At 71.8% G+C, this 18,299-nt stretch carries 13 protein-coding genes; 12 read left to right on the forward strand and 1 reads right to left on the reverse strand.

The genetic code is table 11. From position 1 onward, the window contains the following. The first annotated feature begins 87 nt into the window (after window positions 1-87). Together hrpA and IR155_RS01660 are read left to right on the forward strand one after the other, a co-directional pair. Window positions 88-4,137 carry an ATP-dependent RNA helicase HrpA gene (gene hrpA, locus IR155_RS01655; protein ID WP_135112513.1) on the forward strand — a complete coding sequence of 1,350 codons (4,050 nt, stop codon included), beginning with the start codon at window positions 88-90 and terminating at the stop codon, window positions 4,135-4,137. 313 nt (window positions 4,138-4,450) lie between these two features. Further along, on the forward strand, window positions 4,451-4,765 hold the full coding sequence (locus tag IR155_RS01660) for a GIY-YIG nuclease family protein (RefSeq protein WP_135112515.1): 315 nt from the start codon (window positions 4,451-4,453) through the stop codon (window positions 4,763-4,765). Between the two features lie 297 nt (window positions 4,766-5,062). Here IR155_RS01660 and IR155_RS01665 read toward each other — a convergent pair whose 3' ends face one another. Then, window positions 5,063-6,388 (reverse strand): acetyl-CoA C-acetyltransferase, encoded by a 1,326-nt coding sequence (locus IR155_RS01665; protein WP_135112517.1) that lies wholly within the window; start codon window positions 6,386-6,388, stop codon window positions 5,063-5,065. 144 nt (window positions 6,389-6,532) lie between these two features. Between IR155_RS01665 and IR155_RS01670 the strand changes: the two genes are divergently transcribed. The 10 genes from IR155_RS01670 to IR155_RS01715 all read left to right on the forward strand — a co-directional run bounded on the left by IR155_RS01670 (window position 6,533) and on the right by IR155_RS01715 (window position 18,289). Continuing rightward, entirely contained in the window at window positions 6,533-8,743 is a 2,211-nt protein-coding gene (locus IR155_RS01670; protein ID WP_135112518.1) for an NADP-dependent isocitrate dehydrogenase, read from the forward strand. Between the two features lie 161 nt (window positions 8,744-8,904). Beyond that, window positions 8,905-9,939, forward strand: a complete 1,035-nt coding sequence (locus IR155_RS01675) for an iron-siderophore ABC transporter substrate-binding protein (RefSeq protein ID WP_135112520.1) — start codon at window positions 8,905-8,907, stop codon at window positions 9,937-9,939. Beyond that, window positions 9,936-10,991, forward strand: coding sequence for a FecCD family ABC transporter permease (locus tag IR155_RS01680; protein ID WP_135112522.1), 1,056 nt, complete (start codon window positions 9,936-9,938; stop codon window positions 10,989-10,991). The genes IR155_RS01675 and IR155_RS01680 overlap by 4 nt, the downstream gene beginning before the upstream one ends. After that, complete coding sequence (locus IR155_RS01685) at window positions 10,991-12,040, forward strand: FecCD family ABC transporter permease (protein WP_135112524.1); 1,050 nt, start codon at window positions 10,991-10,993, stop codon at window positions 12,038-12,040. Before IR155_RS01680 ends, IR155_RS01685 begins: the two co-directional genes overlap by 1 nt. Beyond that, entirely contained in the window at window positions 12,037-12,852 is an 816-nt protein-coding gene (locus tag IR155_RS01690; protein ID WP_135112526.1) for an ABC transporter ATP-binding protein, read from the forward strand. Before IR155_RS01685 ends, IR155_RS01690 begins: the two co-directional genes overlap by 4 nt. Before the next feature lie 31 nt (window positions 12,853-12,883). Then, window positions 12,884-13,825, forward strand: a complete 942-nt coding sequence (locus IR155_RS01695) for an NADP-dependent oxidoreductase (protein WP_135112528.1) — start codon at window positions 12,884-12,886, stop codon at window positions 13,823-13,825. 41 nt (window positions 13,826-13,866) lie between these two features. Beyond that, window positions 13,867-14,850, forward strand: a complete 984-nt coding sequence (locus IR155_RS01700; protein ID WP_135112529.1) for a Gfo/Idh/MocA family protein — start codon at window positions 13,867-13,869, stop codon at window positions 14,848-14,850. A gap of 47 nt (window positions 14,851-14,897) precedes the next feature. Beyond that, the gene (locus tag IR155_RS01705; protein ID WP_135112531.1) at window positions 14,898-15,893 is read left to right on the forward strand and encodes an NYN domain-containing protein; all 996 of its coding nucleotides are present in this window, start codon (window positions 14,898-14,900) and stop codon (window positions 15,891-15,893) included. Window positions 15,894-15,962: 69 nt separating this feature from the next. Beyond that, on the forward strand, window positions 15,963-17,246 hold the full coding sequence (locus IR155_RS01710) for an MFS transporter (RefSeq protein ID WP_233441062.1): 1,284 nt from the start codon (window positions 15,963-15,965) through the stop codon (window positions 17,244-17,246). After that, the gene (locus IR155_RS01715) at window positions 17,243-18,289 is read left to right on the forward strand and encodes a M24 family metallopeptidase (protein ID WP_135112533.1); all 1,047 of its coding nucleotides are present in this window, start codon (window positions 17,243-17,245) and stop codon (window positions 18,287-18,289) included. Before IR155_RS01710 ends, IR155_RS01715 begins: the two co-directional genes overlap by 4 nt. Window positions 18,290-18,299: the final 10 nt, after the last annotated feature.

Genomic DNA, 18,299 nt, shown 5'->3' on the forward strand with positions numbered 1-18,299 from the left:
GACACACCCCCGGCGCCCGACCAGGCGCCCGCGGCCCGCCCTGGCGCGCCGCGCTGAGGCGCGCCCGGCGACATAGACTGGAGGGCTATGCCCGAGCCCCGCATCTCCTACCCGCCCGAGCTGCCCGTCAGCGGTGCGCGGGACGAGATCGCGCGCGCCATCCGGGATCACCAGGTCGTGATCGTCGCGGGCGCGACCGGATCGGGAAAAACCACCCAGCTGCCGAAGATCGCGCTCGAGCTCGGCCGCGAGCGCATCGCGCACACGCAGCCGCGCCGCCTCGCCGCCCGCACGATCGCCGAGCGCGTCGCCGAGGAGCTCGACGTGCCGCTCGGCGGGCTCGTCGGCTACAAGGTGCGCTTCACCGACAAGGTCTCCGACGCGACCCGGATCGCGCTGATGACCGATGGCATCCTGCTGAACGAGATCCACCGCGATCGGACGCTGTCGCGCTACGACACGATCATCGTCGACGAGGCGCACGAGCGCTCGCTCAACGTCGACTTCCTGCTCGGCTACCTCAGGCAGCTGCTCCCCCAGCGTCCCGACCTCAAGGTGATCATCACCTCGGCGACCATCGACCCGCAGTCGTTCGCAAAGCACTTCGCCGCGCAGGATGGCACGCCCGCGCCGATCATCGAGGTGTCGGGGCGCACGTTCCCGGTCGAGATCCGGTACCGGCCGCTGGTGTCCGACGTCGCGGCGGAGGACACACCGGCCGAGCCCGAGACGGTCGCCTACGACGCCGAGGACGAGGTGTCCGCGATTGTCGCAGCGCTGCGCGAGCTCGACCGGGAGGCCCCGGGCGACGTGCTCGTGTTCCTTCCGGGCGAGGCGGAGATCCGCGATGCGGCGGATGCGGTGCGCGGCGCGTTCCGCGATCAGCGCGCGCCCACCGAGGTGCTGCCGCTGTACGGCCGGCTGAGCGCGGCCGAGCAGCACCGCGTGTTCGAGCGCTCGACGGTGGCGGGCGTGAAGCGCCGCGTGGTGCTCGCGACGAACGTCGCCGAGACGTCGCTGACCGTTCCGGGCATCAAGTACGTCATCGACACCGGCACTGCCCGCATCTCGCGCTACAGCAACCGCGCGAAGGTGCAGCGCCTGCCGATCGAGGCCATCTCGCAGGCGTCCGCCCAGCAGCGCTCGGGTCGCGCCGGTCGCACAAGCGCCGGCATCGCGATCCGCCTCTATGGCGAGGACGACTTCGCCCGACGTCCCGAGTTCACCGAGCCGGAGATCCTGCGCACCTCTCTCGCGTCGGTGATCCTGCAGGCGCTGGCGCTCGACTTCGGCGACATCCAGCGCTTTCCGTTCCTCACGCCGCCGGATTCGCGCGGCGTCAAGGCGGCGACCGACCTGCTCATCGAGCTCGGCGCGGTCGTGCTGACGCGCGACGGCGCGCCCCGCCTCACCCGCATCGGCCGCGACATCGCGAGCCTGCCGATCGACCCGCGCTTCGCGCGGATGCTGATCGAGGCGCACCGCAACGGGACCGTGGCCGAGGTGCTCGCCATCGTGTCGGGCCTGTCGATCCAGGATGTGCGTGAGCGACCGGAGGACCAGAGGGAGCAGGCGGATCAGGCGCACGCGCGATTCGCGGATCCGACGAGCGACTTCCTGACGCTGCTGAATCTGTGGAACCACCTGCAGGAGAAGCAGCGCGAGCTCGGGTCGAGCGCGTTCCGGCGCCTGTGCCGCTCGGAGTTCCTCAACTACGTGCGCGTGCGCGAGTGGTTCGACGTCCACCGCCAGCTCCGCGGATTGGCCTCGGGCCTCGGTGGCGGCAAGCGCGCGAAGGGCTCCGAAAGGACGACCGAAGCCCCCGTGCGAGCGCAGCGAGCGTGGAGCGAAGCGACCCCGCAGCGCGAAGCGCTGCCTTCCGCGGAGCGAAGCGACGCGGTGTCGCTCGCCGAGGGCCCCCGAAGGGGCGCCCGAGAGCGTGCGACGGCGAGCGGAGCGAGCGATAAGAACGGCGCCAGGGGCGATCTCATCCACCAGGCCCTCCTCGCGGGCCTGCTGTCGCAGATCGGCGTCCTCGACGAGCGTGAGAAGTCGAAGGATGCGCGTGGCCCCCGTGGCGCCGAGTACCGGGGCGCGCGCGGCATCCGGTTCTCGATGTTCCCGGGGTCCGTGCTGCGCAAGCGGCGGCCGAAGGCGGTGATGGCGGCCGAGCTGGTGGAGACCTCGCGGTTGTTCGCGCGCACGGCGGCGCAGATCGATCCGGCGTGGGCCGAGTCGCTCGCGGGCGACCTCGCCAAGCGCCAGGTCTCCGAGCCGCACTGGTCGAAGGACGCCGGGGCCGCGGTCGCGTACGAGAAGGTGACGCTGTACGGCGTCGAGATCGTCCCGCGTCGGCGCATCCAGTTCGCCCGCGTGGATCGCGCGGCGGCCCGCGAGCTGTTCGTGCGGCACGCGCTCGTCGAGGGCGAGTGGGATCCGTCCCGCCTCCCGCAGAACGTGACCGCCTTCCTGCGGCAGAACCACGAGCTGCGGCGCCGGCTCGAGAAGCTCGAGGAGCGCGAGCGGCGGCGCGACATCCTGGCGGGCGACGAGGCGGTCTTCGCGTTCTACGACGCGCGCATCCCCGCCGAGGTGTTCGACGTCCGCTCGTTCGAGACGTGGTGGCGTGACGCGCTGTCGCGCACGCCCAAGCTGCTGACGATGCGCGAGGCCGACCTTGTCGAGGGTCAGGCGACCTCCGACGCGCGTGAGTTCCCCACCCGCTGGACGCAGGGCGACCAGACGCTGAACCTCGCGTACCGGTTCGAGCCGGGGGCACCGGATGACGGCGTCACGGTGGTCGTGCCGCTCGCCCTGCTCGCCTCGCTCGAGCCGGTCGGGTTCGACTGGCAGGTGCCGGGGATGCGGTCGGAGCTCGTCACCGCGCTGCTGCGGGCGCTGCCGAAGGCGATCCGCCGTCACGTCGTTCCGGCCGCCGATTGGGCCGAGAAGCTCTCGGGCGAGCTGGAGGGACAGGGACCGGAGGACCACGCCGGTCGCCCGCCGCAGTCGCTGCGCGAGGCGCTCGCGAAGCGCATCCAGCGCGTGGCGAACCAGCCTGTGACGGCCGCCGACTTCGAGCTCGAGCGCGTGCCGGGGCATCTTACGATGTCGTTCCGCGCGGTGGACGAGCGCGGCCGCGCCCTGGGGGCGGATCGCGACCTGCGCACCCTGCAGGATCGCCTCGCCGGCCGCGCCCGGCAGAGCGTCGCGCGGTCGCTCGATCGCGAGGCGCGTCGCACCGGTCCCGCGGAGGTCGCGGGTGCGCGTCCGGTGCTGGAGCGCACGGGGCTGACGGACTGGGACCTCGGCGACCTTCCCGAGGTGGTCGACACCAAGGTGGCGGGCGGCGTCGTGCGCGGGTACCCGGCCCTCGTGGACGAAGGGTCGACCGTCGCGCTGCGTGTGGAGGCCACGCCCGAGCGGGCGACCGCCGACACGCGCCGCGGCGTGCGCCGGCTCCTTCTGCTGCAGGTGCCCTCGCCCGTGTCGTACGTGCAGGAGCACCTGACCGCGAACGAGAAGCTCGCTCTGGCGGCCTCGCCGTATCCGTCGGCGAAGGCGCTGATCGAGGACTGCCGCGCCGCGGTCGCCGACGCGGTGCTCGACCGATCGGGCTCGCTCCCCCGCACGCGCGCCGCATTCGACGCCCTGAAGCAGGAGGTGACCCGCGGATCCGTCGACGACGTGTTCGCGTGCGTCTCGCTCGTCGCGCGCATCCTCACCGCCGCGCGCGAGGTCGAGCGCGGGCTGAAGAAGTCGAACTCGATGGCGCTGCTCGGACCGCTCGGCGACATCCGCGGCCAGCTCGCGGGGCTCATCCATCCCGGGTTCGTCTCGGCCACCGGCCTCGCTCGGCTTCAGCACCTGCCGCGCTACCTGGAGGGCATCCGGCTGCGCCTCGAGGCGCTTCCCGACAATCCCGGCCGCGACCGCGCCTGGACGACCGAGCTCGAGCGCGCGACGGCCGCGTACGCGGAGGCGGGCGGCACGATCCCCCTCCCGCAGGATGCCCCCGAGCACCTCGTGCGCGCCCGCTGGCTGCTGGAGGAGCTGCGCGTGGGCCTGTTCGCCCAGCGCCTCGGCACGGCCGAGCAGGTCTCGGTCCAGCGCCTGCAGAAGGCCCTGCGCCCCTAAGCCCGGGTGCAGCCGGCCGGTTGCTGAGCGGGCGCAGCGAGCTGCTGAAGCCTCTCCGCCCGTTGCTGTCGGTCATCTCGACTCGCAAGCTCGCTCGATAACCGGTGGTGTCACCCGGTTGCTGAGCGAGCGAAGCGAGCCGAAGCGACCCTCCGAAGCCCCGCCGCCCGTTGCAGCCGGTCATCTCGACTCGCAAGCTCGCTCGATAACCGGTGGCGCCAAACCCCCGGTTGCTGAGCGAGCGAAGCGAGCCGAAGCGACCGGCCTGTGGATAGCTCCGGCGCCGACCGGCCGGACGCCGTAGCTTCACGCCATGGCGTATCTGTATGTGCTCGAGTGCCGAGACGGCACGCTGTACACCGGCAGCACGATCGACCTCGAACGACGACTCGCCGCTCACCAGATCGGCGAGGGCGCTGAGTACACCCGCCACCGCCTCCCCGTGAAGCTGCTCTGGTGCGCCCAGTTCGACCGGATCGAGGACGCATTCCGCTGGGAGAAGCGGATGCAGGGATGGAGCCATGCGAAGAAGCTGCGATTCATCGCCGGCGGCGTCGAGGCGATCCGCGGCTACAGCGCGGAGGACCGCCGAAGGCGCCTGTCATCCCCATCGGATACGGGCGCCTGAGGCCCGTCATCTCGACTCGCAAGCTCGCTCGATAACCGAACCGGTTGCTGAGCGAGCGAAGCGAGCCGAAGCGACTCGCCCGTTGCAGCCAGTCATCTCGACTCGCAAGCTCGCTCGATAACCGGTGGTGTCACACTCCCGGTTGCTGAGCGAGCGAAGCGAGCCGAAGCGACCCACCGAAGCCCCACCGCCGGTTGCAGCGGTCATCTCGACTCGCTGCGCTCGCTCGATAACCGAGATACGTCCGCTCGCTCGATAACCGAGGTGCGCGCACTCGCTCGATAACCGTGACCGGCGTCAGGCGGACTCGAGGATGGCCGTCGCGCCCAGTCCGCCGGCGGCGCAGACCGAGATCAGCGCGCGGGCGGGCTTTCCGGTCTCGGCCGCGCGGCGGGCGAGCAGCTTCGCGGTCGTCGCGAGGATGCGGCCGCCCGTCGCGGCGAACGGATGCCCCGCCGCCAGCGACGAGCCCGTGACGTTGAGCTTCGCGCGGTCGACAGTGCCGAGGGCGCCGTCCAGGCCCAGCTCGGTGCGGCAGTAGTCGTCGTCCTCCCACGCGGCGAGCGCCGTGAGCACCGTCGCTGCGAACGCCTCGTGGATCTCGACGAAGTCGAAGGCCTCAAGCGCGAGCCCGTTGCGCGCGAGCAGGCGGGGAACCGCGTGCACCGGCGCCATCAGCAGTCCCTCGCGCCCGCCGACGAAGTCGACAGCCGCCGTCTCGGCATCGACGATCCTGGCGAGCACCGGCAGATCCCGCGCTTCCGCCCAGTCGCGCGAGGCGAGCAGCACGGCCGAAGCGCCGTCGGTCAAGGGCGTCGAGTTGCCGGCCGTCATCGTCGGCGTCGCGCCGAGCTTCTTCCCGAAGACCGGGCTGAGCTTCGCGAGCTTCTCCATCGAGGTGTCGGCCCGCAGGTTGTCATCGCGCGTCAGCCCGCGGAACGGCGTCACGAGGTCATCGAAGAACCCCTCATCCCACGCCTTCGCGAGATTGCGGTGGCTGTTCAGGGCGATCTCATCCTGCGCCTCCCGCGAGATGCGCCAGTGCGCCGTGCTGATCGCCTGGTGCTCGCCCATCGACAACCCGGTGCGCGGCTCGTCGGTGCCGGGCGCGTGCGGCTTGAGGTCGGCCGGGCGCAGCTTCGCCAGCACCCGGAGTCGGTCGCGGAACGTCTTCGCGCGGGACAGCCTCAGCAGCACGCGGCGCAGCCCGTCGCTGACCGCAATCGGGGCGTCGGAGATCGAGTCGGTGCCGCCGGCGATGCCCGACTCGATCTGGCCGAGGCGGATCTTGTTCGACACGGCGATGGCGGCCTCGAGGCCCGTCGCGCAGGCCTGCTGCAGGTCGTAGGCCGGCGTCTGGGCCGACAGGGACGAGCCGAGCACGCTCTCGCGGACCAGGTTGAACTCCCGCGAGTGCTTCAGCACCGCGCCGCCCACGACCTCGCCGAGCCGCTCGCCCTCGAGGGCGAACCGGGCGACGAGCCCCTCGAGCGCGGCCGTGAACATCTCCTGGTTCGAGGCATCCGCGTACTTCTTCCCGGCACGGGAGAACGGGATGCGGTTGCCGCCGACGACGTAGGCGTCGCGCGGGCTGCGGGTCTCGGTCGTTGAGATGTCCGTCATGTCCCGATGGTCTCACGCGCTCCCGGGCCACGGCCCGGGGAATGTGGCGCGGCATCGCTCCGGTATCTTGAAGTCGAGAGAATCGGTGCCCGGCCCGCGGGCTGGAGGCGCCGATCGGCTGACGACCACAGGAGCTTCTTCCGCATGTCGAAGATCATCTACACGCACACCGACGAGGCGCCCCTGCTGGCGACGTACTCGTTCCTGCCGATCGTCGCGAGCTTCGCGGCGAAGGCGGGAATCGAGCTCGAGACGCGCGACATCTCGCTCGCCGGCCGCATCCTCGCTCAGTTCCCCGAGCGCCTCACCGAGGAGCAGCGCATCGGCGACGCGCTGAGCGAGCTCGGCGAGCTGGCGCACGACCCGGCGGCGAACATCATCAAGCTGCCGAACGTGTCGGCGTCGGTGCCGCAGCTCGAGGCGGCAATCGCCGAACTGCAGGCACTCGGCTTCGACGTGCCCGACTACCCCGGCAACCCCGAGACCGACGAGGAGCGCGACTTCGCGGCGCGCTACGACAAGGTCAAGGGCTCCGCCGTGAACCCGGTGCTGCGCCAGGGCAACTCCGACCGCCGCGCCCCCGCGTCGGTCAAGGCCTACGCGAAGGCGCACCCGCACTCGATGGGCGCCTGGAGCGCCGATTCGAAGACGAACGTCGCCACCATGGGCCACGACGACTTCTTCTCGAACGAGAAGTCGGTCGTCATCCCCGCCGACGACACGCTGCGGATCGAGCACGTCGGGCAGGACGGATCCGTCACCGTGCTCAAGAGCGATCTGAAGGTGCTCGCGGGCGAGGTCGTCGACTCGACGTTCATGAGCGCCAAGGCGCTCGACGCGTTCCTCGCCGAGCAGGTCGAGCGCGCGAAGGCCGAGGGCGTGCTGTTCTCCGTGCACCTCAAGGCGACGATGATGAAGGTCAGCGACCCCATCCTGTTCGGCCACGTGGTGAAGACCTTCTTCAAGCCCGTGTTCGAGAAGTACGGCGCCGACCTCGCCGCCGCCGAGCTGTCGCCCAACGACGGCCTCGGCGCGATCTACGCGGGCCTCGACGCGCTCCCCAACGGCGCCGAGATCAAGGCGGCGTTCGACGCGGCGCTGAACGAGGGCCCCGCCCTCGCGATGGTGAACTCCGACAAGGGGATCACCAACCTGCACGTTCCGAGCGACGTCATCGTGGACGCGTCGATGCCGGCGATGATCCGGATCGGCGGTCACATGTGGGGACCGGACGGCAAGGAGGCCGACACCCTCGCCGTCATCCCCGACTCGTCGTACGCCGGCATCTACCAGGCGGTGATCGACGACTGCAAGGCGAACGGCGCCCTCGACCCCGCGACGATGGGCACCGTCCCGAACGTCGGCCTGATGGCGCAGGCGGCCGAGGAGTACGGCTCGCACAACAAGACGTTCGAGATCTCGGCTCCGGGCACCGTCCGGATCGTGAACTCGGCGGGCGAGTCGCTGACCGAGCACGAGGTCGAGGCCGGCGACGTGTGGCGCGCCTGCCAGACCAAGGACGCCGCGATCCGCGACTGGGTGAAGCTCGCCGTGACGCGTGCCCGCCTGTCGAGCACGCCCGCCGTCTTCTGGCTCGACGCGGGCCGCGCGCACGACGCGAACCTGATCGCGAAGATCGAGAAGCACCTCGGCGAGCACGACACCGAGGGTCTCGAGCTCCACGTCATGGCCCCGGCCGAGGCGACGCTCTTCTCGCTCGCCCGCATCCGCCAGGGCCTCGACACCATCTCGGTGACGGGAAACGTCCTTCGCGACTACAACACCGACCTGTTCCCGATCCTCGAGGTCGGCACGTCCGCCAAGATGCTCTCGATCGTCCCGCTGATGGCGGGCGGCGGCCTGTTCGAGACCGGTGCCGGCGGCTCGGCCCCGAAGCACGTGCAGCAGCTCGTGCAGGAGAACTACCTGCGCTGGGACTCGCTCGGCGAGTTCTTCGCGCTGGCGGCCTCGTTCGAGCACCTCGCGCAGACCACCGACAACGCCAAGGCGCAGGTGCTCGCCGACACCCTCGACCGCGCGACGGGCACGTTCCTCGACGAGGACCGCTCGCCCGGCCGCAAGCTCGGCACGATCGACAACCGCGGCTCGCACTTCTACCTCGCCCTCTACTGGGCGCAGGAGCTCGCCAAGCAGACGGAGGACGCCGAGCTCGCGGCCGCGTTCGCCCCGCTCGCCGAGAAGCTGACCGCGGACGAGAAGACGATCGTGGAGGAGCTGATCGCGGTGCAGGGATCGCCCGCCGACATCGGCGGCTACTACCGTCCCGACGCGGAGAAGACCACCGCGGTGATGCGTCCCTCGGCGACGTTCAACCAGGCGATCGACACGCTGTAACCCGCGTCCCGCCGCCCCGACGGCCCCGATCCTGCACGCCAGGATCGGGGCCGTCGTCGTCGCGCGTCATCGATTGGAACGCCGAAGTCAGGTAATGCTAAGTTAGGCAAGCCTCACTCGATCCTGAGGCCTTCCCCACCACAGCTTCGAAGGGATCCCCCTTGCGCATCTCCCGCATCCTGGGCGCGACGGCCGTCGCCGCCGCCGTGACCGCCTCGCTGGCGGCCTGCTCCACCTCCTCCGCCCCCGCCGGCGAGTCCTCGGCTCCCGCGGGCGAGGCCGGCGTCTTCCCCGTCGAGGTCGAGCACGCGCTCGGCACCACGACGATCGAGGCGAAGCCCGAGCGCGTCGCCTCCATCGGCTGGGGCAACCAGGATGTGGCGCTCGCCCTCGGCGTGGCACCCGTCGGAGCGGATGACCAGACCTGGTCGATGGACGGCACGGACGGCCTCGGACTGTACGAGTGGACGACCGACGCCTACGCCGAGCTCGGCGCGGAGGAGCCGGTGATCTTCGACACCACGGCCGGCATCGACTTCGAGGCGATCGCGGACACGCAGCCCGACCTCATCATCGCCGCCTACTCCGGCCCGACGGAGGAGGAGTACGCGACGCTCACCGAGATCGCCGACACCGTCGCCTACCCGGGCGTCGCCTGGTACACGCCGTGGCGCGACAGCATCCTGACCAACTCGAAGGCGCTCGGCCTCGAGGCCGAGGGCAAGGCGCTCGTCAGCGACCTCGAGAAGCAGATCGAGGATGCGACCGCCGACGCCGACTTCGAGGGCAAGACCGCCGCGTTCCTCTTCCTGAACGCCGCCGACCTGTCGACGACCTCGGTCTACGCCACCGGCGACTCGCGCGCCGCGTTCCTCGCCGACCTCGGCTTCGAGGTGCCGCAGGCCGCGAAGGATGCTGCCGACGCGGGCACCTTCTACGCCGACATCTCGGCCGAGAACGTCGACAAGCTCGCGGACGTCGACGTGATCGTGTCCTACGGCGGCGACGAGCTGCTTCCCGCCCTCCAGGCCGACCCGCTGTGGAGCACGCTTCCCGCCGTCAAGAACGGCTCGGTCGTCACGGTCGGCGCCGGCGACGACCTGAGCGGCGCCGTCTCGCCGACGGCCCTGTCCATCCCGTGGATGCTCGACACCTACGTGGGCCTGCTGAGCGACGCCGCCGCCAAGGCAGAGTGACCCTCCAGACCGACGAGACGCGGCGCGCGGCCGGCCCCCAGCCGGCTGCGCGCCGCCGTCCGCTCGTCCTCCTCGGGATCGGCGCCGCCGTCGGCGTCGCCGTCATCCTGTCCCTGGCCCTCGGGTCGAGGCCCGTCTCGCTCGCGGAGGTCGCCGACGGCCTGTCCGCGTGGCTGGAAGGCCGCACGGCCGAGGGGATCGGCGCGATCGCCGTGCAGGAGCGCATCCCGCGCACCGTGCTCGCCCTCGTCGCCGGGGCCGCCCTGGGGCTCTCCGGTGCGCTGATGCAGGCGGTCACCCGCAATCCGATCGCCGACCCCGGCATCCTCGGCGTCAACACCGGCGCCGCCCTGTTCGTCGTGTGCGGTATCGCCTTCCTCGGCATCACCTCGCCCCTGCAGTACCTGGGGCTCGCCCTCGTGGGTGGCACCCTCGCGGCGGCCTTCGTGTACGTCGTCGGCTCGCTGGGACCCGGCGGATCGACCCCGATCAAGCTCGCCCTCGCCGGTGCCGCGACGACCGCCGCGCTGTCGTCGCTGGTGAGCGCCGTGCTGCTGCCGCGCATTGCGGCGATGGATGCCTTCCGCTTCTGGCAGGTGGGCGGGGTCGCCGGCGCCGACTGGGCGACGCTGGGCGTCATCGCCCCGCTGCTCGCCGTCGCCGCTCTCATCGCGCTGTTCTGCGCTCCCGCTCTGAACGCCCTCGCGCTCGGCGACGAGGTCGCGGTCGGGCTCGGCGTCAAGGTGGGCGCGGCCCGACTTATCGCGTCGGCCGCCGGCGTCGCCCTCTGCGCGGCCGTCACCGCGATCGCGGGACCGATCGCCTTCGTCGGTCTCATGGTCCCGCACGTCGCCCGCATGCTCTTCGGCCCCGATCAGCGCTGGATCCTCCTCGTCTCCGCGCTGGGAGGCGCCGCGCTGCTCGCCGTCTCCGACACGATCGGACGCCTCATCGGCTACCCGGGCGAGGTCGAGGCGGGCATCATCACCGCCTTCGTCGGCGCCCCGATCCTCGTCCTGATCGCCCGTCGCACTCGGATGAAGGCCCTCTGATGGCCGTCTCCGCTCCCCCGTACGAGGTCACGGCGGTCATCCGCCTCGGCCGCCGGCGACGCGCCCGCCGGCGAGTCGTCGCGCTGAGCGTGCTCGGCGCCGTGCTGATCGCGCTCATGGCCGCCATGCTCATGCTGGGCAACACGATCTACCCGGTGCAGGACGTCGTCGCCGTGATCCTCGGCGAGAAGGTGCCCGGTGCCTCGTTCACCGTCGGGTCGCTGCGCATCCCCCGCATGATCACGGGCATCCTCGCCGGCGTCGCGTTCGGCATCGCGGGGACGACATTCCAGACGATGCTGCGTAATCCCCTCGCGAGCCCGGATGTCATCGGCATCACCTCGGGCGCCAGCGCGGCGGCCGTGCTGTGCCTCGTCGTCCTCCACTGGGGCACCGCCGCGACGACCGTGACCGCGCTCCTGGTCGGCATCGGCACCGCGGCCCTCATCTACGTCGCCGCGCGCGGCGGGGAGTCGACCGGCGGACGGCTGATCCTCATCGGCATCGGCATCGGCGCGATGCTCGACGCCGTCGTCGCCTACCTCGTTCAGCGCGCCGCCGACTGGGACGTCGCCGCGGCAATGCGGTGGCTGACCGGCAGCCTCAACGGATCGAAGTGGGAACTCCTCGCGCCCCTCGCGATCGCCACGGCCGTGCTCGTGCCGCTCATCCTGCTGCTCTCGCGCGATCTGCGCGCCCTCGAACTCGGCGACAGCTCGGCCACCGCCCTGGGCGTGCGGGTCGACCGGGCACGACTGCTGCTCATCGTCGCCGCCGTCGCGCTCGCCTGCTTCGCCACCGCGACAACCGGCCCGATCGCGTTCGTCGCGTTCCTCGCGGGGCCGATCGCGTCCAGATTCGTCGGACCCGGTACGAGCCTGACCATCCCGGCCGCGCTCACCGGCGCCGTGCTCGTGCTCGCGGCCGACCTGATCGGCCAGTTCGCGTTCGACGTGTCGTTCCCGGTCGGCGTGATCACCGGCGTCCTCGGCGCTCCGTACCTGCTCTATCTGCTCATCCGCACAAACCGCTCGGGAGGTTCCTCGTGACCGTCCAGTCAACGCTTCAGGCGACGCAGCTCGTCTCGGGATACGGCGCCGCACCGATCGTGAAGGGCGTCGACCTCACGGTGCCGAGCGGACGGATCAGCGTGATCGTCGGCGCGAACGCGTGCGGCAAGTCGACGCTGCTGAAGACGCTCGCCCGGCTCCTCCAGCCCCAGGCGGGAAGCGTCGTGCTCGACGGGCAGAGCATCAGCACGATCCCGACCAAGCAGCTCGCCCGCACACTGGGGCTCCTCCCCCAGTCGCCGATCGCCCCGGAGGGCATCGCCGTCGCCGACCTTGTCGGCCGGGGCCGCCACCCCCACCAGAAGCTGTTCCGCTCGTGGTCGGCGGCGGATGACGCCGCGGTCGCGGAGGCGCTCGCGGCGACGGACATCTCGGACCTCGCCGACCGCGCCGTCGACGAGCTGTCGGGCGGGCAGCGCCAGCGCGTGTGGATCGCCATGGCCCTCGCGCAGGAGACCGGCGTGCTGCTGCTGGATGAGCCGACGACCTTCCTGGATGTCGCCCACCAGATCGAGGTGCTCGATCTTCTGACCGACCTCAACCGGTCGAAGGGCACGACGATCGTGATGGTGCTTCACGACATGAACATGGCCGCCCGCTACGCCGACCACATCTTCGCGATGTGCGCGGGCGAGCTGATCGCCAGCGGTGCTCCCGCGGAGGTCATGACGAGCGACCTCATCTCCCGGGTGTTCGGGCTCGACTCGCTGGTGATCCCCGACCCGGTCTCCGGCGCGCCGATGGTGCTCCCGCGCGGACGCCACCACGTCCTGGCCGACGCCGCCGCCTGACCCACCCGCGCCACCGCACTACCCTGGCGGTATGGCGAAGGCGATCCAGTACACCGAGCTCGGCGGGCCAGAGGTCCTCACCCTGAACGAGATCCCGGATCCGATCGCCGGTCCCGGGCAGGTGACGGTGCGGATCGAGGCGGCGGGCGTCAACCCGATCGACTGGAAGCTGCGCGAGGGCATCCGCCCGACACCGCCGTTCACGGGTCCGCGCGGCACCGGGACCGACGCCGCCGGCCACATCACGGGCGTCGGCGAGGGAGTCGACGGCTTCCGCATCGGCGATCCGGTCGTCTTCACCGGGGCACCCGGCGCCTATGCGACAGACATCGCCGTCCCGGCCGAGAAGGTGTTCGCGCGTCCCGCGCGCGTGACGGCCGGCGTGGGCGCCGCCCTCGGCATCCCGGTCGGCACGGCGTACCAGGCGATCCGCTCGCTCGGCATCCGCGGCGACGACACCCTGCTGATCCACGGGGCGTCCGGTTCTGTCGGCCAGGCGGCCGTGCAGCTCGCCGCTCTCGCCGGCGCGCGCGTGATCGGCACGACGAGCGATGCGCGCGCCGAGCGCGTCGCCGACCTCGGCGGAGAGCCGATCGCGTACGGCGACGGGCTCGTCGACCGGGTCCGGTCGGCCGCCGCGGGCGGCGTCACGGCGATCCTCGACTTCGCGGGCACCGACGAGGCGATCGACGCATCGCTCGAGCTGCTCGAGGACCGCGACCGGATCGCGACGATCGTGCGTGGTCCGGATGCCGCCGAGTTCGGCATCCGCGCGTTCGGCGGCGGATCTCCCGTCCCGCTCACGGCGCAGCAGGAGACCTGGCGCCTCGAGGCGATCCCGGTCGTTCTCGCGCTGCTCGCGGCGGGCCGGTTCTCGGTCGAACTCGGCGAGCGGTACGCGCTCGAGCAGGCGGGCGAGGCGCAGCGCGCGAGCCGCGAGGGCGCGCCCGGCAAGCTGCTGATCGTCCCCTGACGGATCGTGGGCATGTCGGCGCCAGCGCCTAGGCTCGACGTATGAGTGGACTGCGCTGGGGAATCCTCGCCACGGGCGGAATCGCGCATGCGTTCGCCTCCGATCTGCGGACCGCGGGCCTCGACCTCGTCGCCGTCGGCTCCCGCTCGCAGGCGTCCGCCGACGCTTTCGCGGCCGAGTTCGCCATCCCGCGCGCGCACGGCTCGTACGAGGACCTCGCCGCGGATCCGGATGTCGACATCATCTACGTCTCGACGCCCCATCCGATGCACGCCGAGAACGCGCGCCTGGCGCTCGAGGCCGGCAAGCACGCGCTCGTCGAGAAGTCGTTCACCGTGAACCGCGTCGAGGCCCAGGGCCTGCGCGACCTCGCCGCCGACAAGGGCCTGCTCGTCATGGAGGCGATGTGGACCCGCTACCTGCCCCACATGGTGCGCGTGCGCGAGATCATCGACGCCGGCACCCTGGGCGAGATCCGCACGGTCTTCGCCGACCACACGCAGAAGATCACCGACGACCCCTCGCACCGGCTCAACGCCCTGCCGCTCGGCGGCGGCGCGCTGCTGGATCTCGGCATCTACCCGATCTCGTTCGTCTGGGACATCCTGGGCGCCCCGACCACCGTGCAGGCGGCCGCGCGTCTCGGCGACACGGGCGCGGATGCCGAGGTCGCCACCCTCATGACCCACGCGTCGGGCGCCCTGTCGACGACCGTGTCGTCGTCGCGCGGCAGCGGGCCGAACACCGCGCACATCGTCGGCACCGAGGCGCGGATCGACATCGACCGTGTCTGGTACAGCCCGACGTCCTTCACCGTGACCGCGCCCGACGGCTCGATCCTCGAGCGCTACGCGTCGCACGTCGAGGGTCGCGGCATGCAGTACCAGGCGCTCGCCGCCGAGCGCTTCGTCGCCGAGGGCACCCTCGAGGGGCGTGAACTCCCGATCGACGAGTCCGTCGCCATCATGGGCACCCTCGACGACATCCGCCGGCAGATCGGCGTGAGCTATCCGAGCGAGAACTGACGCGCTCTCCGACGTCCATCCCTCCCCCGAACAGGACAGAGCACGACATGGCTGAAACCACCGACGCCCGCGTCGCCGTCTACCTCGACTTCGACAACATCGTGATGAGCTGGTACGACCGCGTGCACGGCCGCAACTCGTACAGCAAGGATCGGCAGAAGATCGCCGAGGACCCGACCGATCCGGAGGTCGCCGCCAAGCTCGCGCTCGCCACGATCGACGTCGGCGCGATCATCGACTACGCGGCGTCGTTCGGCACGCTCGTGCTGACGCGGGCGTACGCCGACTGGTCGTCTCCCGTCAACGCGATCTACCGCTCGCAGCTCGTCGGCCGCGCGGTCGACCTCGTGCAGCTGTTCCCCGCGGCCGCGTACGCGAAGAACGGCGCCGACATCCGCCTCGCCGTGGACACGGTCGAGGACATGTTCCGTCTTCCCGACCTCACGCACGTCGTGATCGTCGCGGGCGACTCCGACTACGTGCCGCTCGCCCAGCGCTGCAAGCGCCTCGGCCGCTACGTGATCGGCCTCGGCGTCGCCGGGTCGACCGCGAAGTCGCTCGCCGCTGCGTGCGACGAGTTCGAGGCGTACGACACGCTCCCGGGCGTGACGCTGCCGAAGAAGCCGAAGGCCGCCGCCGGCAAGGCCGAGACGAAGGAGGCTGCGGCCGCGGAGGCGACCGGATCCGACGCCTCGACCGCGGAGGCGGCGACGACGCAGCGAAGCCGCCGCGCGTCGCGGGCGAAGCAGACGCCGCCTCCCGAGGAGGACACGCTCGTCCCGTTCGACGAGATCCCGCCCGAGGACCTGCACGCCGCCGCCTCGCGCCTGCTCGAGCGGGCGCTGCGCCTCGGCCGCGACAAGGGCGACGACGCCGAATGGCTGCACACCTCCGCGGTCAAGCAGCACATGCGCCGGATGGACCCCTCCTTCAGCGAGAAGACCCTCGGCTTCCGCTCCTTCACCGACTTCGTGAAGTCGCGCGAGCAGCTTGCCGAGGTGCAGGAGAGCGGGCACGAGCGCCTCGTGCGCCTGAAGGACTGACCCGCCGCAGGCAGACGCGAGATCGACCGGCTCACCCCGGGAAAGCGGTTTCTCCGCTAGCGTGACGGTGTGCGCCGGTACTTCCTCGACCTGGGACCGCTGCGCACGTCGCCCGCCTACCTGCGGTTCTGGACGAGTGGCGTCGCCGGCGGCATCGGCGTGCAGCTCACGGCGGTCGCGATCGGCATCCAGGTCTACGAGCTGAGCGGATCCACGGCCGCGGTCGCGCTCGTGGGCGGCCTCGCGCTCGCCCCGATGGTCGTGATGGGCGTGATCGGCGGCGCGATCGTCGACGCGTTCGATCGGCGCCGCGTGCTGATCGTCGCGTCGGCCATCTCCTTCGTCGCGCCGGTCGGGATCGCCGCCCTCGCGTGGGCCGAGGTGACCCAGCTGTGGCCGTACTACGTGTTCACGACGCTGTCGTCGACGATGGGCGCCCTCGTCGGCGCCGCGCGCTTCGCGATCCACCCGCGCCTCGTCCCCCGCGAGCAGCTGCCCGCCGTCGCGGCGCTGAGCGGCCTGAGCGCGGGGCTGCAGGCAGCGGTGGGTCCTGCCCTGGCGGGCATCCTCGTCGCGACGGTCGGCTTCGCGTGGACCTACTCGATCGACGTGCTTCTGTTCCTCATCGGCTTCTGGGGCATCCTGTCGCTTCCCGTGATCGTTCCCGAGGGCCGGTCCGAGACCGGCCTCACGGCGATCGTCTCGGGCTTCCGGTTCCTGCGCCACGCGGGGAACCTGCGGACGGCCATCTGGCTGCAGCTTGTGACCTTCGTGTTCGGCCGCAGCTACGCGATCCTCCCCGCGGTTGGCGCCCTCGTGGTGGGCGGCGGCGCCACCGTCGTCGGGCTGCTGACCGCGGCCGGAGCGGTCGGCGTCATCCTCAGCGGGCTGTTCTCGGGGCGGGCGGGCGGCGTGCGACGGCACGGAGCCGCGGCCACCGCCGGCACCGTCGCGATGGGCGCGGCGGTCGCGCTGTTCGGCGCGCTGCTGTGGGGATTCGACGCCGCCGACCGCTCGATCTCGGAGGCGCGGCCCGACGTGCTCGCACTTGTCGTGCTGTGCGCGGCGCTCGTGCTCGTGGGCGCCGCCGACAACGTCGCCGGCATCTTCCGCACGACGATGATGCAGTCGGCCACCCCCGACGCGCTGCGCGGGCGCCTGCAGGGAATCAACACGCTCGTGCTCACCGCGGGGCCGCGCGCCGGCGACGTGTACGCCGGCCTGCTGGCGGCCGGCGGCATCCTGTGGTTTCCTCCTCTCCTCGGCGGCCTGCTGATCGCCGCCCTCGCCCTGCTGGCGGCGCGCCTGCGCCCCGGATTCCGTGACTACGACGCGATGGAGCCCGTGCCATGACCCCACACCCTCCCGGACCGACCGCCGACCGTCCGCTCAAGCTCGAGCGGATCGCCCGACTGTTGGATGAGCGCGGCGCCGACCGCATCCTGCTCACCCAGCCCGAGAACCTCGCGTGGCTCCTGGATGGGGCGCGCACGAGCGTGCCGCTCGGCGGGCCGCCGGTCTTCTCCGCGACCGTTCACCGCGACGGCGAGGTCGTGGTGACGGCGCCCGCGAACGAGGCGGACCGTCTTGCTGCCGAGGAGGTCTCCGGGGCGGCGATCCGGGTCGTCGACTGGTTCGCCGACCTCACGACGCCGGGCGTCCTGCGCGACACCGACGTGGTCGAGGAGCTGCGCGCGGCCCGGGCCTCGCTGCTGCCGATCGAGCGGGAGCGGTACGCCGCGCTCGGCCGCGACGCGGCAGGGGCGATGACCGCCGTGCTGCGCGAGGCTCGTCCCGAGACGACCGAGCGGCAGCTCGCCGCCGCCCTCGCCGCCGCCGTCATCGCGGCCGGTGCCGAGCCCGCGGTCCTGCTCGTCGCCGGTGCCGAGCGGGGCGGCGTGCAGCATCCGCTCCCGACCGACGCGCCCCTGGGCGGCCGGGCGATGGCCGTGCTGACCGCGCGCCGGCACGGTCTGAACGCCAGCCTCAGCCGCTGGGTGTCGTTCCGCGATCCCGAGCCGGATGCGCAGCGCGCGATCCGCGAGGTCGAGGCGGATGTGTTCGCCGCCACGCGTCCTGGACGCCCCCTGCAGGATGTGCTCGCCGACATCCGCGCGGCGTACGCGCGTCACGGGTTCGGCGAGGACGGCTGGCTGCGCCACCACCAGGGCGGGCCAGCCGGCTACCTGGGCCGCGACCCGAAGGTCGCCCCCGGCGCGGCGGGTGCCGTGCACGCGGGGCAGGCGTTCGCCTGGAACCCGTGGGCGCCCGGCGCGAAGGTCGAGGACACGGTTGTCGCCGACGACGGCGGCATCGAGGTGCTCACGGTCGATCCCGGCTGGCCGACGACCGACGTGCGCGGGCTCGCCCGTCCCGTCGACCTCGACCTCTCCTGACGGGAGATCC

It is taken from the genome of Microbacterium paludicola (assembly GCF_015235415.1).
GTDB lineage: Bacteria > Actinomycetota > Actinomycetes > Actinomycetales > Microbacteriaceae > Microbacterium > Microbacterium paludicola.

What these genes read in the sequence shown, in the direction of transcription:
- IR155_RS01695 (WP_135112528.1), top strand. Translation starts at nt 12,884, where the DNA reads ATGGCGAAGGCGATCCAGTACACCGAGCTCGGCGGGCCAGAGGTCCTC.
- hrpA (WP_135112513.1), top strand. Translation starts at nt 88, where the DNA reads ATGCCCGAGCCCCGCATCTCCTACCCGCCCGAGCTGCCCGTCAGCGGT.
- IR155_RS01665 (WP_135112517.1), bottom strand. Translation starts at nt 6,388, where the DNA reads ATGACGGACATCTCAACGACCGAGACCCGCAGCCCGCGCGACGCCTAC.
- IR155_RS01685 (WP_135112524.1), top strand. Translation starts at nt 10,991, where the DNA reads ATGGCCGTCTCCGCTCCCCCGTACGAGGTCACGGCGGTCATCCGCCTC.
- IR155_RS01705 (WP_135112531.1), top strand. Translation starts at nt 14,898, where the DNA reads ATGGCTGAAACCACCGACGCCCGCGTCGCCGTCTACCTCGACTTCGAC.
- IR155_RS01660 (WP_135112515.1), top strand. Translation starts at nt 4,451, where the DNA reads ATGGCGTATCTGTATGTGCTCGAGTGCCGAGACGGCACGCTGTACACC.
- IR155_RS01670 (WP_135112518.1), top strand. Translation starts at nt 6,533, where the DNA reads ATGTCGAAGATCATCTACACGCACACCGACGAGGCGCCCCTGCTGGCG.
- IR155_RS01715 (WP_135112533.1), top strand. Translation starts at nt 17,243, where the DNA reads ATGACCCCACACCCTCCCGGACCGACCGCCGACCGTCCGCTCAAGCTC.
- IR155_RS01700 (WP_135112529.1), top strand. Translation starts at nt 13,867, where the DNA reads ATGAGTGGACTGCGCTGGGGAATCCTCGCCACGGGCGGAATCGCGCAT.